This is a genomic window from Nonomuraea sp. NPDC003709 (genome assembly GCF_040610775.1).
Taxonomy (GTDB): domain Bacteria; phylum Actinomycetota; class Actinomycetes; order Streptosporangiales; family Streptosporangiaceae; genus Nonomuraea; species Nonomuraea angiospora_A.
On the sequence record NZ_JBEXMW010000003.1, the window covers coordinates 523,014 to 544,766 of the forward strand.

The 21,753-nt window shown below is 69.6% G+C and carries 18 protein-coding genes; 12 read left to right on the top strand and 6 right to left on the bottom strand.

Annotation, left to right across the window (positions count from 1 at the left end; translation table 11 throughout):
• The first annotated feature begins 10 nt into the window (after positions 1-10).
• From ABZX61_RS11105 to ABZX61_RS11130, 6 genes are read left to right on the top strand one after another with little or no spacing between them, the layout of a single operon-like run.
• On the top strand, positions 11-1,258 hold the full coding sequence (locus ABZX61_RS11105) for an extracellular solute-binding protein (protein WP_355193515.1): 1,248 nt from the start codon (positions 11-13) through the stop codon (positions 1,256-1,258).
• Positions 1,258-2,100, top strand: coding sequence for a sugar ABC transporter permease (locus tag ABZX61_RS11110; protein WP_355193517.1), 843 nt, complete (start codon positions 1,258-1,260; stop codon positions 2,098-2,100). The genes ABZX61_RS11105 and ABZX61_RS11110 overlap by 1 nt, the downstream gene beginning before the upstream one ends.
• Complete coding sequence (locus tag ABZX61_RS11115; protein WP_355193519.1) at positions 2,097-2,906, top strand: carbohydrate ABC transporter permease; 810 nt, start codon at positions 2,097-2,099, stop codon at positions 2,904-2,906. Before ABZX61_RS11110 ends, ABZX61_RS11115 begins: the two co-directional genes overlap by 4 nt.
• Positions 2,906-5,881 carry a glycoside hydrolase family 38 C-terminal domain-containing protein gene (locus tag ABZX61_RS11120; RefSeq protein WP_355193521.1) on the top strand — a complete coding sequence of 992 codons (2,976 nt, stop codon included), beginning with the start codon at positions 2,906-2,908 and terminating at the stop codon, positions 5,879-5,881. The genes ABZX61_RS11115 and ABZX61_RS11120 overlap by 1 nt, the downstream gene beginning before the upstream one ends.
• Positions 5,878-7,110 carry an enolase C-terminal domain-like protein gene (locus ABZX61_RS11125; protein ID WP_355193523.1) on the top strand — a complete coding sequence of 411 codons (1,233 nt, stop codon included), beginning with the start codon at positions 5,878-5,880 and terminating at the stop codon, positions 7,108-7,110. Before ABZX61_RS11120 ends, ABZX61_RS11125 begins: the two co-directional genes overlap by 4 nt.
• A gap of 9 nt (positions 7,111-7,119) precedes the next feature.
• Positions 7,120-8,556, top strand: a complete 1,437-nt coding sequence (locus tag ABZX61_RS11130; protein WP_350723799.1) for a peptidase S10 — start codon at positions 7,120-7,122, stop codon at positions 8,554-8,556.
• On the opposite strand, the gene ABZX61_RS11135 is transcribed toward ABZX61_RS11130, so the two are convergent.
• The 5 genes from ABZX61_RS11135 to ABZX61_RS11155 form a co-directional block, all read right to left on the bottom strand.
• A complete protein-coding gene (locus ABZX61_RS11135) occupies positions 8,515-9,294 on the bottom strand; it encodes a hypothetical protein (protein WP_355193525.1) in 780 nt (259 codons plus the stop codon). The genes ABZX61_RS11130 and ABZX61_RS11135 overlap by 42 nt on opposite strands.
• Before the next feature lie 128 nt (positions 9,295-9,422).
• Positions 9,423-9,842, bottom strand: a complete 420-nt coding sequence (locus tag ABZX61_RS11140; RefSeq protein WP_350723796.1) for a peptidase inhibitor family I36 protein — start codon at positions 9,840-9,842, stop codon at positions 9,423-9,425.
• Between the two features lie 216 nt (positions 9,843-10,058).
• Positions 10,059-10,904: an SDR family oxidoreductase gene (locus ABZX61_RS11145; RefSeq protein ID WP_355193527.1), complete on the bottom strand. Its 846-nt coding sequence runs from the start codon at positions 10,902-10,904 to the stop codon at positions 10,059-10,061.
• Positions 10,901-11,911, bottom strand: coding sequence for a DUF4432 family protein (locus ABZX61_RS11150; RefSeq protein WP_355193529.1), 1,011 nt, complete (start codon positions 11,909-11,911; stop codon positions 10,901-10,903). Before ABZX61_RS11150 ends, ABZX61_RS11145 begins: the two co-directional genes overlap by 4 nt.
• The gene (locus tag ABZX61_RS11155) at positions 11,908-13,077 is read right to left on the bottom strand and encodes a DUF4185 domain-containing protein (protein ID WP_355193531.1); all 1,170 of its coding nucleotides are present in this window, start codon (positions 13,075-13,077) and stop codon (positions 11,908-11,910) included. Before ABZX61_RS11155 ends, ABZX61_RS11150 begins: the two co-directional genes overlap by 4 nt.
• 176 nt (positions 13,078-13,253) lie before the next feature.
• Between ABZX61_RS11155 and ABZX61_RS11160 the strand changes: the two genes are divergently transcribed.
• From ABZX61_RS11160 to ABZX61_RS11180, 5 genes are all read left to right on the top strand, one after another.
• Positions 13,254-14,207 carry a teichoic acid biosynthesis protein C gene (locus tag ABZX61_RS11160; protein WP_355193533.1) on the top strand — a complete coding sequence of 318 codons (954 nt, stop codon included), beginning with the start codon at positions 13,254-13,256 and terminating at the stop codon, positions 14,205-14,207.
• Between the two features lie 191 nt (positions 14,208-14,398).
• Positions 14,399-16,009 carry an ATP-binding cassette domain-containing protein gene (locus tag ABZX61_RS11165; RefSeq protein WP_350723787.1) on the top strand — a complete coding sequence of 537 codons (1,611 nt, stop codon included), beginning with the start codon at positions 14,399-14,401 and terminating at the stop codon, positions 16,007-16,009.
• Between the two features lie 154 nt (positions 16,010-16,163).
• Positions 16,164-16,883 (top strand): hypothetical protein, encoded by a 720-nt coding sequence (locus ABZX61_RS11170; RefSeq protein WP_350723786.1) that lies wholly within the window; start codon positions 16,164-16,166, stop codon positions 16,881-16,883.
• Between the two features lie 84 nt (positions 16,884-16,967).
• A complete protein-coding gene (locus ABZX61_RS11175) occupies positions 16,968-18,374 on the top strand; it encodes a sigma-70 family RNA polymerase sigma factor (RefSeq protein ID WP_355193535.1) in 1,407 nt (468 codons plus the stop codon).
• A 118-nt stretch (positions 18,375-18,492) separates the two neighbouring features.
• Positions 18,493-19,596: an NlpC/P60 family protein gene (locus tag ABZX61_RS11180; protein ID WP_355193537.1), complete on the top strand. Its 1,104-nt coding sequence runs from the start codon at positions 18,493-18,495 to the stop codon at positions 19,594-19,596.
• Between the two features lie 5 nt (positions 19,597-19,601).
• On the opposite strand, the gene ABZX61_RS11185 is transcribed toward ABZX61_RS11180, so the two are convergent.
• The gene (locus ABZX61_RS11185; protein ID WP_185069348.1) at positions 19,602-20,093 is read right to left on the bottom strand and encodes an inorganic diphosphatase; all 492 of its coding nucleotides are present in this window, start codon (positions 20,091-20,093) and stop codon (positions 19,602-19,604) included.
• Positions 20,094-20,479: 386 nt separating this feature from the next.
• Here ABZX61_RS11185 and dacB point away from each other — a divergent pair, with 386 nt between their 5' ends.
• The gene (dacB, locus tag ABZX61_RS11190; RefSeq protein WP_355193540.1) at positions 20,480-21,652 is read left to right on the top strand and encodes a D-alanyl-D-alanine carboxypeptidase/D-alanyl-D-alanine-endopeptidase; all 1,173 of its coding nucleotides are present in this window, start codon (positions 20,480-20,482) and stop codon (positions 21,650-21,652) included.
• The last annotated feature ends 101 nt before the right edge of the window (positions 21,653-21,753 follow it).

Here is a 21,753-nt window from a genome sequence, read left to right on the forward strand (position 1 = left end):
AGGCCGGTCCATGTTCCGGTCACGTGTGGTCACGCTCGGCGTGGCGGCGCTCGTCCTGACCGCCTGCGGCGGAAACGGCGCCGAGACGCAGAAGAAGAGCGAGCTGACCCTGTACAACGACAAGGGCGCCTGGACGAAGTACTTCGACCAGATGGGCGCCCTGTCCAAGCAGAGCATCGGCCTGGGCATGAAGCCGACGGGATACACGGACTCGGCCCAATACCAGGCGTTCATCAAGGCGTCGTTCCGCACGAACGTCAAGCCTGACCTGTTCACCTGGCAGACCGGGGGGATGCTCGAAGAGATCGTCAAGCAGAAGCAGGTGGCCGACACCACGGACATCTGGCAGCAGGCGATCCAGGCCGGCGACCTGTCGAAGGACCTCGCGCCGTACTACACGATCGACGGCAAGCAGTACTGCGTGCCGATGAACGTCGCGTACTGGGGCATGTTCTACAACAAAAAGATCTTCGACAAGTACGGGCTCACCGCGCCGAAGACGTGGGACGACCTGGTCAAGGTGGCCGACACGCTGAAGAAGAACGGCGTCAAGGCCTTCTACCACACCAGCGTGCTGTTCTCCTTCGTCTGGTTCGAGCAGCTCATGGCCGGCTCCGACCCCGACCTGTACGACCGCCTGTCCACCGGCAAGGCCAAGTACACCGACCCGGGCGTGGTCCAGGTGATGGAGAAGTGGAAGTCCCTCATCGACGCCGGATATTTCATCAACCCTGGCGATAAAACGGACCCGGGTGACGTGCTGAAGAACGGCAAGGCGGCGATGGTCTCCTTCGGCACCTGGTTCAACACCAGCATGACCCAGCGCAACATGAAGGCCGGCGAGGACTACGACTTCTTCGTCATCCCCAACGTCAACCCCTCGCTGCCCAAGACCTCGATGATCTTCGAGAGCGGTCCGCTCTGCTCGCTGACCAAGGGCGCCGACCCCGCCGCCAACCAGAAGTACCTCAAGTGGTGGACCACGTCGGAGGCGCAGGAGAAGTGGGCGAGCAGCAGGGGAGACGTGAGCGCCAACCCCAAGGTGAGCATCTCGGACAAGGCGCTCGGCACCGTCACGAAGGACGCGGGCAGCGGCCAGTACCGCCTGGTCAACCGGTACTTCGAGGCCACGCCGCCGCCGGTCCTGACGGCCGCGCTGGACGGGTTCGGCAAGTTCGTGACGGAGCCCGGCAGCTACAAGGAGGTCCTGGAGACCATCCAGAAGGCTGCTGACGAGTACTGGAGCACCCATCAGTGATGCGGGCACCAATACTTGGCCGGTTCGGGTACGGCTATGTGGCGCCCGCGGTCCTGCTGGTCGCGGGGCTGCTCTACGCGCCGTTCCTGTGGACGGCCTACCTCAGCTTCACCCGCTATGACGGCCTGGAGCCGGCCCAGTGGATCGGCGCGCACAACTTCGGCAAGCTGCTCGACGACCCCGCCCTGCTCACCTCGATCCGCAACACGCTGCTCTGGGTCATCGGCACCATGGTGCTGCCCGTCGGGCTCGGCCTGCTGGTCGCGGTGCTGTCGTACGACATCAAGGGCGGCCTGTGGTTCCGGGTGCCGTTCCTGCTGCCGTACGCGCTGAGCGGCGCCGGCCTGGCCATGGTGTGGAGCCCGATCCTGTCGCACGACGGCATCGCCAACAAGCTGCTCGGCGTGGACACCGCGTTCCTGCAGGACGCGCCGGTCAACACGCTGGCGATGCTGCTGGTCTGGACGTGGCAGCAGCTCGGCGTCAACATGCTGCTGTTCGTGGTGGGGCTGCAGTCGATCCCGAAGGAGCCGATCGAGGCCGCCCGGCTCGACGGGGCCGGCGGGTGGCGGCTGTTCAGGTACGTCATCTGGCCGCTCATGAGGCCGCTGACCGCGGTCGTGGTCGGGCTCGCGCTGGTGGCGAGCCTGAAGACGTTCGACATCGTGTGGGTGCTGACGCAGGGCGGGCCGGGGCGCAACTCGGAGACGCTGGCGGTGACCATGTACAAGGAGACGTTCGTGGCCAGCGACTACGGTTACGGCTCGGCCGTGGCGGTGATGCTGACCGTTGTCACGGGGCTGGCGTCCTACCTCTATCTCAAGCGGCAGGTGTCCCAGTGATCCGGCGTGCCGTCCTGGTCGTGCTCGGGCTGGTCTGGCTCGGGCCGACGTACCTGCTGCTCGTGAACGCCGCGCGCCCGGCCGCCTCGTACGATCCGGGCCGGGCGTGGGCACCCTCGTCCGACTTCGCGCTGTTCGAGAACTTCGCGCGGGCGCTCGACAGCGCCAACCTGACGCAGAGCCTGGCCAGCACCGCGCTCTACGCCGTCGTCTCGCCGCTGCTCGGCGTGCTCATCGGGGCGCTGGCCGGGTACACGATCGTGGTGCTGCGGCTCCGGCACGGGTTCTTCTGGTTCATCCTGATCTTCGGCGGCACGGTCTTCCCTTCGCAGATGCTGCTGGTGCCGCTGTTCGTCGGCTACAGCGACGCCGGCCTGTACGACAGCCGCCTCGGCATGATCCTCATCTACACGGCGATCAGCGTGCCGCTCGCCGCCTTCGTGCTGCGCAACTTCTACACTGGCGTAGCGTTCTCGATCTTCGAAGCGGCCAGGATGGACGGCGCCTCCACCTGGCGCATCTTCTGGGGCATCTACCTGCCGATCTCGCTCAGCGCGCTGACGGCGGTGTTCATCCTGGAGTTCACCTTCGTCTGGAACGACCTCATCTTCGGTCTGACCCTGTCCCAGACCGAGGACGTGCGGCCGGTGATGACCGCCATCGCCGGCCTCATGACCGACGTGTACGCCGGGACGCCCGTGCCCGTCGGCCTGGCCGCGGGCCTCGTGGTCTCGCTGCCGACCGTCGCGCTGTTCCTCGCCACCCAGCGCCTCTTCGCCAGGGGCCTGTCTCTAGGGAGTGTTTGATGACGAGCCGGTTGCTCCAGCGGAGCCTGGGCAGTCCCGACTATGACGGGATCAGGCAGGCGCTGCGCGACGACACCTCGACACCGGTGATCAGCGTGCGCGGGCTGGAGGTTCGGGTCGCGGTGCTGCCGCTGTTCACCCATGACGGCCGGCAGGCGGTCAGGGTGTCGAGCACCGAGCCGCTGACCCACGTGCTGGTGGGCGTGGACAGCGCGTCGGGCAGCGACGTGACGCTGCTGGTGCCCGAGGTGGACGCGCCGCGCGCGTTCACGCTGGAGTGCCGCGACGACGCGGGGGTGGTCGGCACCGCGCAGGTCACGGTGACCCCGCAGCGCAAGTGGAGCGTGTTCGTCGTCCACCACTCGCACCTGGACATCGGCTACACCGACCCGCAGGGCACCGTGCTCCGCCACCACCTCGACTACCTGGACGCGGCGCTGCGGCTGGCCGAGGAGACCGCGTCCTGGCCGGACGACGCGAAGTTCCGCTGGTCGGTCGAGTCGTCGATGCCGGCGCTGAAGTGGCTGGCCGCGCGGCCAGCCGAGATGGTGGAGTCCTTCGCGCAGAAGGCCCGCGAGGGCGTGATCGAGGTGACCGCGCTGCCGTTCCAGCTCCACACGGAGGCGTGCTCGACCGAGGAGCTGCACCGCCAGCTCCGCTTCACCACCCAGCTGGAGCAGAAGTACGGCTTCGCCACCAAGTCCGCCATGCATACCGACGTGCCGGGCGCGGTCGTCGGCCTGGTGGACGCGCTGCACTCGCACGGCGTGCGTTACCTGGCCGCGGCGCACAACTGGGCCGGTCGCTCCGTGCCCTACCTGCACGGCGGCGACAAGCTGACCAGGCCGTTCCGCTGGCGGGCGCCGAGCGGCAACGAGATCATCGTCTGGTTCACGGACACGCCGCACGGCATGGCGTACATGGAGGGCAACACGGTCGGGCTGACCGACTCCTACGAGCTGGCCGACGACCTGCTGCCGCGTTATCTGTCGGCGCTGGCCACGCGCGGCTACCCGTACGGGCCGGGGACGTTCGGCTGGCAGGGGCCGGACGCGCCGAAGGAGCCGTACGAGCTGGACGTGCTGCACCTGCGGGTGCAGGGAGCGCACGCCGACAACGCGGGGCCGTCGATCGTGCCCGCGTCGATCGCGCGCCGGTGGAACGAGGAGTGGGCCTACCCGCGCCTGCGCTCGGCTGCGAACAGCGACTTCTTCGAGCACGTCGAGGAGCGCTACCACGACCGGCTGTCGGTGCACGAGGGCGACTGGACCGACTGGTGGGCCGACGGGCTCGGCTCGGGCGCGCGCCCGCTCGGCTACGTGCGCCGGGCGCAGTCGGCCCTGCGGGTCGCCGAGACGCTGCACACGCTGGCCGGGGTGGACGCGACCGAGCAGGTGGACGCGGCCTACGACAAGGTCGCCCTGTTCAACGAGCACACCTGGGGTGCGGCCAACCCGTGGGAGGACGCCGAGGAGGCGGGTGACTCGGGCGGCCTGCAGTGGACGCGCAAGTCGTCCGGCGGCTACGACGCCCAGGACGACGCGGCCGACCTGCTGCACGCCGCGGTCCGCAGGTTCGGCGCCGCGCTGTCGGAGGCGGGCACCGAGGGCGGGGCGCTGGCCTCGTTCGCCGTCTTCAACCCCGGCACGTGGACGCGGACCGACGTGGTCCGCGCGTTCCTGCCGAGGGACGTGGTGGGTGTGGACGTGCCGATCGCGCTGGTGGACTCGCGGACCGGGGAGACGCTCCCGCACCACGAGGAGCTGGTGCACCCGGACGACTGGCCGACCCGGCCCATCGGGCGGCACGTCCACGCGGTCGTCCCCGGCGTGCCCGGCTACAGCTACGCCCGCCTCGACGTCGTGCCCGGCGTGAACCAGGCCCCCGAGCCGGTCGAGCTGGACCTGAGCGGGGTGATCGAGAACGAGTTCTACCGCGTGGCCTACGACGTCCGCGAGGGCTACGTCGGCTCGATCTTCGACAAGCGGGCCGGCCGCGAGCTGGTCAACGGCGACGCGGCGGCCGGCTTCGGCCAGTACGTCTACGACCAGTACGCCACCGCCCCGCATTTCAACCATTTGTCGGGACACATCGGAGCGCACGACCGCACGCTCCTCGGCGACCGCGCCATCGGCAAGGGCGCCACGATCACCAAGGTCCAGCGCACGGCCGTCGGCGAGAAGCTGGTCGTCGAGCTGCACGGCAAGGGCGTCGACTGGATCCGCACGACGATCGAGCTGCACGCCGGCGTGCCCAGGGTCGACCTGACCTACCAGCTCGCCAAGCAGGGCACCCCCGCCAAGGAGGCCGTCTTCCTGGCCTTCCCGTTCGCCACCGGGCCGGCCACCGCCTGGGAGCTGACCGGCGGCGTCGGCGGTCCTGATGTGCCGCGCGTGCCCGGCTCGGCCGAGTACATGCTGCCGATCAGGCACTGGATCGCGTTCGAGGACCCCGAGCTGACCGTCGCCTGGGCCACGCTGGAGGCGCCGCTGGTGCAGCTCGGCACCATCCACATGCCGTACGCGCCGTTCCCGCCGACCCTCGACCAGGAGGACGGCACGGTCTATTCGTGGGCGCTCAACAACATCTGGGACACCAATTTCCCGGCCCAGCAGCAGGGCGAGACCACGTTCCGCTACGCCGTGACCTCGGAGGCCGGGGCCCAGGGCAGGCGGCTCGGCGCGGCGGTGGCCTCGGGGCTGACCGAGCCGTTCGTCGGCGCGCTCGTCACCGACAGCCCCGACGTCACCGAGACCTACGTGTCCGTCGACCACCCCGACGTGCTCGTCACGTCCCTCGGTCGGACGGGTGAGGAGCGCGTGGTGCGGCTGCAGTCGCTGGCCGCCGAGCCGGTCGAGGTGACGGTCGGCCTGCCGGGCCTGCGCTCGGCCCGCGGGCTCGATGTCGTGGACGAGACGGTCAAGGTACGGCTGCCCGCGTGCGGGGTGGCCGTTGTTTGGGGGACGTGTTCGTGAAGATCGTTGACATCAGGGCCACGACGGTCGCGGTCCCGCTGGAGGCGCCGCTGCGGCACAGCAACGGCGCCCACTGGGGCCGGTTTGTGCGCACGATCGTCGAGGTCGAGGCCGACAACGGGCTGGTCGGGCTGGGCGAGATGGGTGGCGGGGGCGAGAGCGCGGAAGCGGCGTTCCGGGCGCTCGTGCCGTACCTGAAGGACCATGATCCCTTCCAGCTGGAGGCGCTGCGCTTCAAGATCGCCAACCCGACGGCCTCGCTCTACAACAACAGGACGCAGCTCCTGGCGGCCATCGAGTTCGCCTGCATCGACCTCATCGGGCAGCACCTGGGCGTGCCCGCGCACGACCTGCTCGGCGGGCGGATCCGCGACGCCGTGCCGTTCGCCTCGTACCTGTTCTTCCGGTACGCGGCCAAGGGGTACGGCGAGATCCGCACGCCCGACCAGCTCGTCGAGCACACCAAGCAGCTCAAGGCCGACCACGGGTTCACCGTGCACAAGCTCAAGGGCGGCGTGTTCCCGCCGGACCACGAGCTGGAGTGCTACCGGGCGCTGGCCGAGGCGTTCCCCGACGACCGGCTCAGGTACGACCCGAACGCCGTGCTGTCGGTGGCCGAGGGGCTGCGCTTCGGCCGGGCCATCGAGGGGCTGAACAACGACTACCTGGAGGACCCGGTCTGGGGGCTCGAAGGGCTCAGGGCCATCCGCGAGCAGGTCAGGGTGCCGCTGGCGACGAACACCGTCGTCGTCAACTTCGAGCAGCTCGCCTCCAATGTCATGCGCAGGTCCGCCGACGTGGTGCTGCTGGACACGACGTTCTGGGGCGGCATCAGGCCGTGCGTGAAGGCGGCGGGGGTGTGCGAGACGTTCCAGCTCGGGGTGGCCGTGCACTCCTCCGGCGAGCTGGGCATCCAGCTGGCGACCATGCTGCACCTCGGCGCCGTGCTGCCGAACCTCACTTACGCCGCCGACGCGCACTACCACCAGCTCAGGGACGACGTGATCGAGGGCGGGAAGCTGGCGTACTCGGAGGGCGCCATCGCGGTGCCGTCCGGCCCCGGGCTGGGGGTGCGCCTGGATCCCGAGCGGGTCGCCCAGTACGCCGAGTTCTACCGGGAGACGGGCGGCTATCCGTACGACCGGGACCCCGGGCGGCCCGGCTGGTACGCCACTGTGCCGAACGAACGGTTCGCCGACCCCACCGTGTCCCTCGATATAGCTCCATAATTGGGCGATATGTCGGAAGAAACCCAGCCGGCCCCGCCGGCTGACAATCTCGTCACCACCTCGCACACGCTGCCGTCCGGGCAGGCGTACACCGCCACCACCGGCACCATGGTGCTGCGCGAGGAGGTGATCGACGACGGCAGGTTCGGGGGCCTGCGGCCCAAGGCCGAGATGTTCGTGACCTCGTACACGCTCGACGGGGCCGATCCGCTGAGCAGGCCGGTCACGTTCGCGTTCAACGGTGGCCCGGGATCGTCGAGCGTGTGGCTGCACCTGGGCGTGCTCGGGCCGCGCCGGGTCGTGATGGGGGACGCGGGCGCGCTCCTGCCTCCCCCTTACGGGCTGGCCGACAACGAGGAGAGCCTGCTGAGCGTGAGCGACCTGGTCTTCATCGACCCGGTCTCGACGGGCTACTCGCGGGCGGCCGAGGGCGAGAAGCCGGAGCCGTACCACGGCTTCACCGGCGACATCGAGTCCGTCGGGGAGATCATCCGGTTGTGGACCACCAGGAACGGGCGGTGGATGTCGCCGAAGTTCCTGGCGGGGGAGTCGTACGGGACGGTCAGGGCGGCCGGGCTGGCGGACCACCTGCAGTCGCGGTACGGCATGTACCTCAACGGCGTGATGCTGATCTCCTCGGTGCTCGACTTCATCACCGGGGATTTCAACCAGGGCAACGACCTGTCCTACGCCCTCTATTTGCCGACTTATGCCGCTATTGCGCACTATCACGGGCTACACGGTGACCGGCCGCTGCCCGACGTGCTGCGCGAGGCCGAGGCGTACGCCGAGCGCGACTACCCGTGGGCGCTGGCCCGCGGCAACCGCCTCACCGGCGAGGAGCGCTCGGCCGCCGTCTCCACGGTCGCCGCGCTGACCGGGCTGAGTGAGGACTACGTCGACCGCGTGGACCTGCGGATCGAGCACATCAGGTTCTTCACCGAGGTGCTGCGCTCGCGCCGCCAGGTCGTCGGCCGCCTCGACGGCCGGTTCACCGGCTGGGACCCCGACTCGGGGCGCGAGCACTTCTCCGCCGATCCCAGCATGAACGCGATCATGGGCCCCTACAGCGCCGCGCTCAACCACTACCTGCGCGCCGAGCTGGGCTACGCCAACGACCTGCCGTACGAGGTGCTCACGTCGCGGGTGCACCCGTGGTCGTTCAAGGAGTTCGAGGGCGCCCACGTCGCGGTGGTCGACAAGCTGGCCGACGCGATGCGGGCCAACCCGCACCTGCGCGTGCACGTGGCCTGCGGCTACCACGACGGCGCGACGCCGTACTACGCCGCCGAGCACGCGTTCGCGCACCTGCCCGTGCCCGCGGAGCTGGCTGCCAACGTCGAGTTCAGGTACTACGAGGCCGGCCACATGATGTACGTCCACGAGCCGAGCAGGCTCCGGCAGTCAGCCGACCTGGCCGCCTTCGTGCTCGGTCAGCAGGGCTGAGGCCCGGGTCAGGCGCTGTTTGAGGTTGTCGCGGAGCGCGGCGAAGCGGTCGGGGTTGTCCCGGACGACCGCCCGCTGGAGCTCCGCGTCGGCCGTGAACCAGGCTGCCACCAGGCCCGACGACCACTTGCAGGTCGTGTCGGCGGTCGCGGTCTGCTTCTCGTCCTCGCTGACGGCAGGCTTGTCCAGGTCCCAGCGGCTGTCGGCGATGGCGGCCTCGGGAGCCGGGTAGGACTCGCCCGCCTGGCCCATGCACGTCTCCCAGCGCTTGGCGGCCGCCGTCACGGACGGATCCTTGGCGGCCTGCTCCAGCGTGAGCGAGTCCTGGAGGGCCAGCCACGGCCAGTCGGCCTTCGTCGAGCCCTTGTCCAGGGTGAGCGTGGCCCGGTCCAGGCAGCCGCGGTCGGCGGCGGTGCCGTACAGGCGGTGCCGGGCGGGTTTGGGGAGCTTGCCGGCCCAGGCGCCCGTGGCGTCGGGCGAGGGCGGCCGGGCGAGGTGATAGCCGTAGGTCTTGGCCGCCTCGATGTCGGCCACGCCGTAACGGCGGGAGTTGCCGGGGTCCACCGCGGCGAGAACGGCGGCGTCCTCCGCGGGTGGGTCGATCGTGATGCCCTGCTTGCGCATGCACTGCACGACGAGTTGGTTGTGGGCGTTGCCCAGGACGGCCCGCTGCTCGGGAGTGGTCTTGTAGGCGTCGAACGGCAGCACCAGCTCCGACACCGAGGAGACGCCTTTCACCGGCGCTCGCGGCGCGGGCTCGTCGGCGGCGCAGGCCGTGACCGTGGTCAGCAGCAGTGCGCCCGCGAGGAGTCCGCGACAGCCGGTTTCCGGCGGCCAAGCCCGGAAACCGGCACTCCCGTTACTGCTCAGCGGCACCAGATGTCGAGCGCGCTGGCGCGGTTGTTGCCGATGGCGTTGTTCGCCAGGAAGCCGTCGTTCGAGTTGTGCATGAACGTGCTGTGGGCTCCCGTGTACCCCGGGTGCTGCCAGAGGGTGGCGCTGCAGCCGATGCGGTTCCTGACAGAGCTGGTCTCGTTGTCCATGGTCTCCCAGGAGTTGCTGAAGTCCCAGTTCAGCCAGTTGTTGTCGGCGAAGTCCGAGTCGTCCTCGATGAAGTCACGCCAGTGGTCGACCTGACCGCGGTTGTAGTCGAAGCTGGCGTACAGGCAGACTCGACCGCCGTAGCAGGTCGAGCGGGGGCTGGCCACCGCTGCGGTGGCCGGCACGACCGCGGTCAACAGCGCGGCCGCGGCGGCGATGCCGGCGGCCTTTCTCGATAGCCTCACAGGTCTCTCCTCGGTGAGTCGTTTCGACCTCGTAACCTAGCGTGCAAGATCGATCACGAGTCGCTATGACTCGCCGCACGATCAAGGGCTGCGCGCCCGGATCGGGTCGCGTGCCCGGCACGCCGAGGACCACTGGTATCAGTGGTACGACCTGCAAGTTCGTCGCGTTGACGCAACACTTGCCAGCTTTGGTACGCCCCCAGGGGAACCTGTGGGCTATTCGGGAAGGGCGGCCGGATTCTGCGCGAGCAGGCCGCCGTCCACCCGGTGCTCGGCCCCGGTGATGAACGACGAGCGCGGCCCCGCCAGGAACGCCACCAGCTCGGCCACCTCCTCAGGGCGGCCCACCCGGCCCAGCGGGTGGGAGCGGCCCCACTGCGCGACCTGCTCCTCCTGCGACAGGTCGCCCCGCCACAGGTCCGCCGCCCAGCGCAGCATCGGGGTGTCCACCGAGCCCGGGCAGACCACGTTCACCCGGATGCCGTCGGCGGCGTGGTCGAGCGCCATGGCCCTGGTCAGGCCGTTGAGCGCGGCCTTGCTCGCGGTGTAGGCGGCCACCTGCGCCTGCGAGGAGAACGCCTGCACCGACGACATGATCACGATCGAGCCGCCGCCGCGGGCCCTCAGCTTGGGGACGGCCGCCTTGCAGGTGAGGTAGACGCCCTTGAGGTTGATGTCGAGCACCTCGTCCCAGACCTCCTCCGGGGTGTCCTCGACCGTGCCGTAGCGCTGCACGCCCGCGCAGGTGACGACGATGTCGAGCCCGCCGTACCTGGTCACGGCCAGGTCCACCAGGTCGCGCATGTCGCCGGCCCGGCGCACGTCGGCGACCACGCCGGTGACGCTCTCGTGTCTATGGTCGCGCTCGCACGGGGCTCCGCTGGTCACGCAAGCTGCCGCTCTCCGCCCCAGGCTCGCCGCTCCGGTGTCGAGCGCCGCGTCCTTGTCGACCCCGCAGAACACCACGGACGCCCCGCCGTCGGCCAGCCGGTCCACCACGGCCCGCCCGATGCCCATCGAACCGCCCGTGACCAGCGCGACCTTCCCACTGAACTCACTCATGCCAGAACCTCCGCGCGCAACCTCAACACCTTCGTCTCGTGCGGGCCCAGGGCGAGGGCCGTGCCGTTGTCCACCGCGGCGGCCAGGCCGTCGGTCGGCATGCTGGAGAACGGCTCGAGCCCCAGCGTGTACGCCCGTCCCCACCAGGGATAGCCGGTGGACGCGCCGAGCTCCTGCCACATCCACAGGTACGGCAGGAGAGTCGCATCCCACTCCACCCGCATACCGATATCCCCCGAAATTTCGTACCAACCCTCGTCGAAGCCCGTCAGGTAGACGATGTCGCTCGGCGACCCCGGCTCCTGCACCACGCTCAGGTCGGTCTCGCCGCCGCCGTCGGCCGGGACGACCGGCCACTCCCACGGCCCGCCTGCCCGGACCCGGCGGCCCGCCGGATTTATCGCGTTTTCGTGGGGGATCACCTTGACGCCTTCCGGCAGCCTGATCCGGGCGCCGGGACGCAGGAACGGCAGGCCGTACACGATGTGCTGCCCCCACATGGCGTGCAGCGGGAGATCGGCCTCGTTGGTGGCCCGGCCCTCGATCTCCAGCGCCGCCGTGCCCGACCTGAGCCTGAAGACCTTCTCCATCCGGTACGGCAGCCGCCGCGTCTGTACGCTGAGCCGTACCGCGACCTCCTCCTCGGAGTCGGCCACGACCTCGCAGCGCCACGGCAGCCCGGAGACCTCCCCGTGCTGCGCCAGCCGCGCGCCCCGATACTCGCTGGGCGCGCCGCCGTTCGGGAAGACCTCCTGCCAGCCGCCCTCGTAGTGGTCGATGAACTGGGCGACGTCGTCGGCCGCGCCTTGGAGGTGGTCGTGCGGGTTGCGCAGGCCCTGCGGGGAGAGCCAGACGAAGTCCGTGTCGGTGGGCTTGTGCAGAAATTCCAGCACGTCGCCGCCTTTGTCCGGCAGGACGGTCACGCGTAGCCGCTCGTTCTCCAGCACGACCGCCCGCAGCCCGTCGATCGTGACGGGCTGCAGGCGGGCCGCCCAGTTACGCCTCACTGGAAGGTCACATCCAGGAATCTCGGCCGGTAGATGGTCACGTCCCGGTAGTGGTCGGTGTTCACGAAGCTGTTGACGTTATAGGAGATCACCAGACCGTTGCCCGCGACCTCGGGATGAGCGTGGGCGTTGTAGGTGAAGATGTTCCCCTTGGTCTCGGGGGTCGTGTAGACGTGCTGCTTGCCGGTGAACGGGCCGAACGGGGAGCACGAGGTGTAGGCCACGATATTGGGGCTCAGCACTTCGGTCGTGTCATGCGTGATCAGGACATATCCGGATCCGACCTTGGTAACGCTGTACTCGTTCGCGACGCCGCTCATGACGCGCGCCGAGTCGGCCTCGTTCGGGGACCAGGTGCCGTCCGCCTTCAGGAACTCCCACGTGCCCAGCAGGCTCTGCCCGCTGACCCTGGCGACGTGCATGTACTTGGGCGAGCCGAGGTCCTCGACGCCGTACACGTAGGTGTATCCGCCGTCCTTCAGGACCGCGGAGGCCCACGCCACGCCGTGCCCGGACGGCAGGTTGGTGACGCTGACGGGCGCGTTCAGCCGGCCCGGGGCGAACCTGGCCACCACGTTCCGGTGCCAGCGCCAGTCCCACGCGCCGGTGCCGTACCGCTCGTACTCCTGGTAGGTGACCTCCACGAGCCCGCCGGCCACCGTGGCGTCGCCGGCCCAGTACCAGTGGTTCTGGTCGCGCGGAGGCATGACGGCGGTCGGCGCGGCGGCGGTGCCGTCGTGGATCGTGGACAGCCTGCCGTCGCGCTCGACGGCGAAGGAGTTGTTCAGGAAGACCGTGTCCCCGCCCTCCCCGACCACGGGCGGGCGCGAGCCGTCGGTGTTCACCCGGCCGAGGAACGTGTCGGAGAAGATCCACAGCTCCTTGCCGTTCGGCAGCTTGACCGAGTAGGTGCCGTCGGCGCCCGTCCAGTCGTCCAGCCGGCTGTTGTCGTTGCCGTAGTTGGTGAAAAGGCTGGTCAGGCGGGCGTCGGTGGTGGTTGCCTTGACAGTCGGGCCACACGCGGCCTTCGGTGCGGCCGGCGGCTGCTGTTGCTGGGCCACCGAGGGGACGGGTTTGGGCGGGGCGGCCCAGGCTTGCTGCGGTACGGCCGTGAGGCCGGCCAACGCGATGGCGAGGGGTGCTAAGGCGGAGCGGAATCGCGTCATCACTCGTCCTTGGGGAGGGAAGTTCCCTACAGTTCTAGTCATTAGATCACTTACTGTCTAGGGCCCTCTCACACTCGGCTGAATCAGATCGTTGGAGTTCGGAGGTGATCCTCAGCGAGCTGCACTAGGGTGAGTGACTTCCTGAAATATCCGTAAATATCCGTTATGGGGGTCGTATGCCGGTCACTCGCCGAGATCTGCTCAAGGTCGGCGCCGGAGCCGCGGCGGCGGCTCTGGCAGGCACGGAGACGGCGGCGGCCGCCGCCTCCGCAGCGGGCCGGTTCGACCTGGCGGCGCCCGCCGGCCAGCTGATCTGGAAGAAGGCGCTGTACGACGAGACCGTGCTGCAGTCGTTCGCCTTCGACAACACCCACGGGCACATCTACCTGGCCCAGCTGAAGAACGGCTCGGGCTCGGCGGCGGCCGGGGATCTCTGCGTGACCAAGCTGAGCCTGTCCGGATCGGTGCTCGGCCACATGTACCTCAAGGGCTTCGGCCACGGCGTGCAGATCGGCGTGGAGCCGTCGGGCAGCTCCGCCTACCTGTGGACGGAGACCGACGCGGTCGCCGACGGCTCGGGGAACGCGTGGGGGCGGCGGCTGGCGAGGTTCAAGTTCGTCAACGGCCAGACGCTCACGCCGTCGTCCTCGGCGCTCACCAAGTACACCCTGATCTCGGGCGCGACCAGCACCACCTGCGCCATCGACCCGTCCACCAACCGGCTGATCATGCGCTGCCGGGTCGGCGGCCAGGCGCGGTTCGTGGCGTACTCGCTGGCGGCGGTCAAGGCGGGCACGGCCAAGAAGCTGTACGACGTCGCGCAGCCGTCCGGCCTGGGCGTCTTCCAGGGCTACACGGCTTACGGCAACTACCTCTACCTGCTCGACGGCACGGCCTACGGCTCCTCCAACCCCGCGCCGGGCAACACGTACATCACCTGCGTCGACCTGCGCACGGGCGCCAAGATCCAGCGCTCGCTCAGCCAGGCGGGCAAGTCCCTGGACTACCGCGAGCCGGAGGGCATGGCGATCCAGATCGTCTCGGGACGGCCCCGCCTGTGCCTCGGCCTCGCCTCGGGCACCGCAGGAGCCCGCAAGGCCAGCATCTTCTACAAGTCCGCCCTCGTCTGAGAAACAGCGGCGGAAACCGAATGACGCGAGGTTCAGGACGCGTTTCTCCGCGGGCAGGTCGCGTGCTCGTGGCGGCCGTGCGCCTGATCGACGAATTCGGGGTGAAGGTCCACGCGGTGGACACCCACGTGCTGGAACGAGCGGCGGAAAATGTGGTGACCGCGCCGGAAGGGGCCCGGTAACCTGCCGGGATGGGCCACGTCGAAGTAGGACATCTCACGTACGTGCTGCCCGACGGGCGGCCCCTGCTCAACGACGTGTCCTTCCGGATCGGCGAAGGCGTCAAAGCGGCGCTCGTCGGGCCCAACGGCGCGGGCAAGACCACGCTCATGCGGCTGATCGCCGGTGACCTCCAGCCGGTCGACGGCAGCGTGGCGAGCTCCGGCGGGCTGGGCGTGATGCGGCAGTTCATCGGCAGCGTGCGCGACGGGAGCAGCGTGCGAGACCTGCTGCTCGGCGTCGCCCCGCCGGCGGTGCGCAAGGCGGCCGAGCGGCTCGACGCGGCCGAGCTGGTCATGATGGAGCGCGACGACGAGAAGACGCAGATGCGTTACGCGCAGGCCATCAGCGACTACACCGACGCGGGTGGCTACGACATCGAGGTGTTGTGGGACACGTGTACGGTGGCCGCGCTCGGCGTCCCGTACGAAAGGGTGAAATATCGGGACGTGTCCACGCTGTCCGGCGGCGAGCAGAAGCGGCTCGTCCTGGAGGCGCTGCTGCGCGGCCCCGACCAGACGCTGCTGCTCGACGAGCCCGACAACTACCTCGATGTCCCCGGCAAGGAGTGGCTGGAGCAGCAGCTCAGGGAGACGCCCAAGACCGTGCTGCTGGTCAGCCACGACCGCCAGCTCCTGGCGAACGCGGCCGACCGCATCGTGACCGTCGAGTCCGGCAACATCTGGATCCACGGCGGCGGGTTCGGCACGTACACCGAGGCCCGTAAGGCCCGCAACGAACGCCTCGACGAGCTGCGCAGGCGCTGGGACGAAGAGCACGCCAAGCTCAAGGCCCTGGTCAACATGCTCAAGAACAAGGCGAGATACAACGACGGCATGGCCGCCCCGTACCACGCCGCCCAGACCCGGCTGCGCAAGTTCGTGGAGGCGGGCCCGCCCGAGACGCCCCCCAACGACCAGAACATCAAGATGCGCCTCAGGGGCGGCCGCACCGGCAAGCGCGCGATCACCTGTGAGGTGCTCGAGCTCACCGGTCTCATGAGCCCGTTCGACCTGGAGGTCTGGTACGGCGAGCGCGTCGCGGTCCTCGGCTCCAACGGCTCGGGCAAGTCCCACTTCCTGCGCCTGCTGGCCGGAGAGCCGGTCAACCACGAGGGGGTCGCCAAGCTCGGCGCCCGAGTGGTCCCCGGCCACTTCGCCCAGACGCACGCCAGGCCCGACCTGCTCGGCCGCACCCCGGTCGAGATCGTCATGACCGAGCACGCCAAGCTCAAGAACGAGGCCATGAAGACGCTGGCCCGCTACGAGCTGGCGGGGCTGATCGCCGAGCAGCGGTTCGACACGCTCTCCGGCGGGCAGCAGGCCCGGCTGCAGATCCTGCTGCTCGAACTGTCCGGGGCCACGTTGCTGCTGCTCGACGAGCCGACCGACAACCTCGACCTGGCCAGCGCGGAGGCGCTGCAGGCCGGCCTCGACGCGTTCGACGGCACGGTCGTGGCGGTCACCCACGACCGCTGGTTCGCCGCCGACTTCGACCGCTACCTGGTCTTCGGCTCCGACGGCACGGTCTACGAGTCGTCCGAGCCCGTTTGGGACGAGGCCAGGGTCGTACGTCCCCGTTAAAGAGTTGGTACGCCTGGCGCGTGTCCTCTGCCAGCCGTGCCCATGCACGGGTTATCACGGCAAAGTGATCCCGCGCAGTCGAACCGTCAGCCTGCTCGCACTCTGCGCACTCGGGGCGATCTGCCTCTCCGGGTGCGCGAGCGAGAAGCGACCCGTGCAAGAGCTCAAGCCCCTTGCGCTCAAGGAGCAGGTCTCCAATATCGTCAAATCCGCCGACGGGTACGCCGTCACCTGGGCGGGTGTGCTCAGCAACGCCAACCCGTGGCACTTCGGCGAGCACGTGGTGGCCACGATCGTCGGACACGACGCCAAGGGCACCGAAGTGGTCAGGATGGACCAGCCGCTCGACGCCGTGCCGCCGGGCGGTTCGCTGGCCTTCACCGGCCAGGCCACCGCATCCGAGAAGCCGGCGAAGGTGACGATCCAGTACCGTCCCGCGCGCTGGCGGGCGGCGGCGCGGATTCCCTCCGCGTTCCAGCGGTTCCCTGTGAGCCGAGTCCAGACATTGCCCCAGAAAGACGGCTCATACCTTATTACTGGATATGTCGGCAATCCCTATCAAATGTCGGCCAGCAGTCTCGTCGTGAACGCGCTGCTGCGCGACAAAGCGGGCAAACTCCTCGGCGGCGGGAGCACATTCGTGGACGATGTCAAAACCGGAAGTCCGCCGCGATTCATCCTCACCGTGTCAGGGCTGCCCCAGGGGACAAAGGTCGCGAGGACCGACATCACGGCCCGGACCTGGGGCTCGACCGGCCGTCCCTACGAGGAGCTGGCGCTCGCCGGAGCCGCGCCGGTCCATACCGTCAAGCCGGTGACCGAGCCGTTCTCGGTAGACCGGAGCACACAGGTCGTGTCGGAGCATAAACAATGAATTGGGTAAAATCCAAAGGCGTTGTTATACCGACACCCCGAAAGCGGTAGAACTACTAGTTACCAATCAATTACCTTCGGTCATATGAATGACCGCGTCCTGGTCGAAGCACTCCGCGCCCGTGACCCGGGCGCGCTCGCCGCGCTCTATGACACGTACGCGGAGAGCGTCTACCGCTACTGCTGGTCCCTCCTGCTGAACGCGGACAGCGCCCAGGTGGCGCTCCGCGACACCCTCATCGCGGCGGAGGCGCACGCGGGCGCGCTGGCCGACCCGGACCGGCTGCGCACCTGGTTGTACGCGCTGGCCCGCGCCGAGTGCCTGCGCCGCCGGGCCGCCGCGCCGCCGGGGTCCGCCGAGGCCCTGGCCAAGGCGCCGCCGCCGCACGACGCGGCCGACGCCGACCTGCGGGTCATGGCCTGGAACGCCGTCCAGAGCCTGCCCGTCGCCGACCGCGAGGCCCTGGAGCTCACGTACCGGCACTCGCTGCCCGCGCCGGAGCTGGCCCAGGTGCTGGGGACGCGGCAGGTCGAGCAGGTCCTGGAGGGGGCGCGCGAGCGGCTGCGCGACGCGATCACCGCCGAGATCCTCGCCTTGAAGGGCCCGTACGACTGCCCGCAGCGGGCCGCGATCCTGGCCGGGTTCTCCGGCGAGCTGACCCAGGAGATGCGCGAGCGCCTGGTCCGGCACCTGCGGCGCTGCGAGACCTGCGCGCCGCACCGCACTCGCGAGGTGTCGCCCGCCAAGGTCCTCGGCCTGCTGCCCCAGCAGGCCCTGCCCGACACGCTTCGCCTGCGGGTGATGAGCTGCTTCGTCGACCCCGAACTCCTGCCGTACCGCCGTTACGTCGCCAGGCGTACGGGCAACCTGGGCGCCGCCGGATTTCCCGTTCCCGCGGACAGGAACGTTCGAGGGTGGCCTAAGGCGCTGGCAGGCGCGCTGGCGGCGGTCGCGGCCGTGGTGGCGATAGCGCTGATCCTCCATCAGGTCGAGACCGAGGAGGGCGGGGTGTCGGGGGTGGCGACGGCCGCGTTCCCGGCCACGGGCGAACCGCCCGCCATCCGCCTGCCCTGGCGCTCCGACTCCCCGGACGTGGTGGTGACGGGCGATCCCGTCCTGGACAGCAGGACCACCCGTCCGATCGGCGTCACCGGCGTCCCGATGCTGGTGCCGTCCGTCGCGCCGGTCCGCGACCCCGTACGCTCCTCGCCGGAGGCCGAGGTGCCCGCCTCCCACGACCCCTCCGACCCTCCTCAGCCCTCGGACTGGCAACCCCCGACGTACGTCCCCCAGCTTCCACCGTCCCCGCCGACGCACCGGCCACCGGCGGGCGGCCCACCCCATGAGGACAGCCCGCCACCCTCCGCCCCCGGCACCCGCACCCCCTGCCCCACCCCGACCCCCACCCCGGTTCAAACCCCCACTCAGACCCCCACCCCACCCACCACGACCACCCCCACCGAAGCCCCCTCACCCACCACCACCGGCTGACCGGTCCACTGAGGGCTTGATGGTGCCCTCGTCTGAATCCGCGAGCCGCGATCACGTTACGTGAGTGAATTGCCGGGAACTGTGTGCATAGAGTAACCATGTGTTTCCGGGGGGACCAATGCGCGCATTCCGGGCCGGGCTCCTCGTGTGCTGCCTGGTCGTCGTTCTGTGCCCGCCCGTCGTGGCCGACCCCGTCCCCTCCTCGCGGGAGGTGCGCAAGGCCCGGCAGGCCGCGCAGGACCGTTCGCGGGAGCTGGGGGCGGCCAGCGCCCACCTGGCCACCGCGCAGGCGCGGTTGGACGGGATGGCGGCCGCGGTGGAGCGGCTGGTGGAGGCGTACAACGGCGAGCTGGTCAGGCTGCAGCAGGCCGACCAGACCTACGCGCAGGCCAGGGCGCGGCTGGCGTCGGCGGACGCGGAGGTCGAGCGGGCCAGGCAGGCCGTCGCGCTGCTTGCGGCGCAGAGCTACGGCGGGCTGGGGCTGATGACCCCGGTCGTCAGCATGCTCGTCGATCAGGGCGACCGAGAGGGCGTCCTGCGCAGAGCGGGCCTGCTGGCGCAGATGAGGAGCGAACAGTCGGCGACCCTCGGCAGCATGCGCGACGCGCAGGAGGTGGCCGCCATCCTGCGTACGCAGGCCGCGAACGCCTACGCCGCCCACCGGGTCCTCTCGGAGCGGGTCGCGCTGGCCAAGACCGTGGCCGAGCAGGCGGTGGCCCGGCAGCGGCAGGAGACGACGGAGCTGCAGGCCCGTACGGTGGTCCTCCAGCGCCGGGTGGACGCGGCGCGCACCCGCGCGGAGCTGCTGGCCAGGCAGCGGGCCGCGGCGCTGCAGAGCATGGCCACCGGGGGCTCGGCCATGGGGGACGTGGCGGCCGACTGGGCGCTGACCCAGCTGGGCAAGGCGTACGTGTGGGCGGCCGCGGGCCCGGACACGTACGACTGCTCAGGGCTCGTGATGCGGGCCTGGGAGAAGGTGGGCATACAGCTGGACCACTGGACGGGCACCCAGTGGACGTCGGGCCCGCACGTGCCGCTGGACCAGCTCAGACGGGGCGACCTGCTGTTCTTCGGCTACGTCAGCAGCGACCCGGGCACCATCCACCACGTCGGGATCTACGTCGGCAACGGTCAGATGGTGCACGCGCCGCAGACCGGCGACGTCGTACGGGTCGCCTCGATCTGGCGCGGGGACCTGGTGGGCGCCACCAGGCCCCGCTGAGGGGGTCAGTGGTGACCCTCCTCCTTGGCCCGGCGGAAGGAACGCTCGATCTCGGCCTCGGCCTCGATGCGGCCGACCCAGTTGGCGCCCTCGACGGACTTGCCCGGCTCCAGGTCCTTGTAGACCTCGAAGAAGTGCTGGATCTCCAGGCGGTCGAACTCCGACACGTGATGGATGTCCTGGATGTGGTGCATCCGCGGGTCGGTCGAGGGGACGCAGAGAACCTTGTCGTCTCCGCCCTTCTCGTCCGTCATCCTGAACATGCCGACCGCCCGGCAGGTGATGTAGCACCCGGGGAAGGTCGGCTCCTGCAGCAGCACCAGCGCGTCCAGCGGGTCGCCGTCCTCGCCGAGGGTGTTCTCGATGAAGCCGTAGTCGGCGGGGTACTGCGTGGAGGTGAACAGGAGCCTGTCGAGCCTGATCTTCCCGGTCTCGTGGTCCACTTCGTACTTGTTCCGATTCCCCTTCGGAATCTCAACGACGACGTCGAACTCCACCGCGGTCCTTTCTCATGGGCCGATTCCGCTTCACCGGGCAGTGCCTGGTTCGGCTTCGTCTCCCGCACTCAAGCCCCCGGGGACCCCCGGTTGGGCGTTAATGTCTCGTAGGCGAACACAGGAGAGAGGCAGACGACGTGGCGCGGCACGACCGGTGGGTGATGTTGACCACTCTCGCCGTGCTGCAGGCCCTGACGATCGTCATCGGCGTTTACGCGATGACCACCGACTTCAGCCTGGGCGCGTTGACGAGGCAGTCTCCACCGACCAAGCCGACGGCGTCCCCGCCGGAAGGGTCTTCCTCCGTCCCCGTGGTCACCTCAGGGCCTGTGCTGGCCCAGCTTTCGGTGAAGTCAGGGGGCGGACCTCTCCCGACTAAGGGTACTTTGACGCGCCAGCTCACCAGTGCCCTGGGTGACGAAGCGCTCGGCTCTCATGTGGGTGCGGTGGTGCTCGACGCGGCCACCGGCGAACGGATTTTCGCCGCCAACGCCGACATCCCCATCGTCCCGGCCTCGACCACGAAGATCGTCACGTGTTCCGCGGCCCTCGCCTCCCTCGGCCCGGACACGCGTCTGTCCACCAGGGTCGTCCAGGGCGCGAAGCCGGGCACGGCCATCCTGGTCGGGGGCGGCGACCCGATGCTGGCCGGCCCGTCGGCGAAACCGACGTACCCGAAGCAGGCCAGCCTGGCCACCCTGGCGGCCCGCACGGCCGCCACCCTCAAGTCGCAAAACGTTCGAAAAATCACCCTTTCGTACGACACCTCGTTGTTCGTCGGTTCGCCGATCGCGCCCGGCTGGAAGCCGAACTACGTCCCGGACGGCGAGGTCGCGCCCGTCTACGCCTTGACCATCGACGAAGGCCGCCAGAATCCCCGTCTCCATCAGCCCCGGGTCTCCAACCCGCCCCAGTACGCCGCCGCGGCCTTCGCCAAGTTGCTGGCCAAGCAGGGGATCACGGTCTCCAGGTCCGTGAAGCCCGACAAGGCCCCGGCGGGCGCCCCCGAGCTGGGCCGGGTGGACTCCGCCCCGCTCTACTCCCTCGTCGAGCACACGCTCACCCGAAGTGACAACGACATGGCCGAGGCCCTGGCCAGGCACGTGGCCATCAAGGAAGGCCAGGAGGCGTCGTTCGAAGGGGGCACCAAGGCGGTTGTGGCGGTGCTCCAGCGGCTTGGGGCCGCGCAGGGGATCTCGCTCTCCGACGGCAGCGGCCTGTCCACCCGCAACCGCATCAGCCCCGGCGCCCTGGCCAAGCTGATCGCCATGGCCGGCTCCACGAGCCAGCCCAACCTGCACGCCGTCGCCTCCGGCATGCCGATCGCGGGCTTCTCCGGCACGCTGGGGAACGGCCGACGGTTCACGGGCAGCGACAGCAGGGGGCAGGTGGGGCTCGTACGCGCCAAGACCGGCACGCTGAACAACGTCAACACGCTGGCGGGCATGGCGACCACGAAGGACGGGCGGCTGGTGACCTTCGCGTTCATGGCGGACCGCGTCCCGGTCACGGCCGAACCCGTACTCGACCGCCTCGCCGCCACCGTGGCAAGGTCCTGATCGGCGCTCTTTCGGGTCGGCGCTCCTTCGCGTGCTCATGGCGATCCTTCGGATCGCGGCTCAGTCGCTGGGGCCCGGTGTCTTCCCTCGTCGCTCGGTCG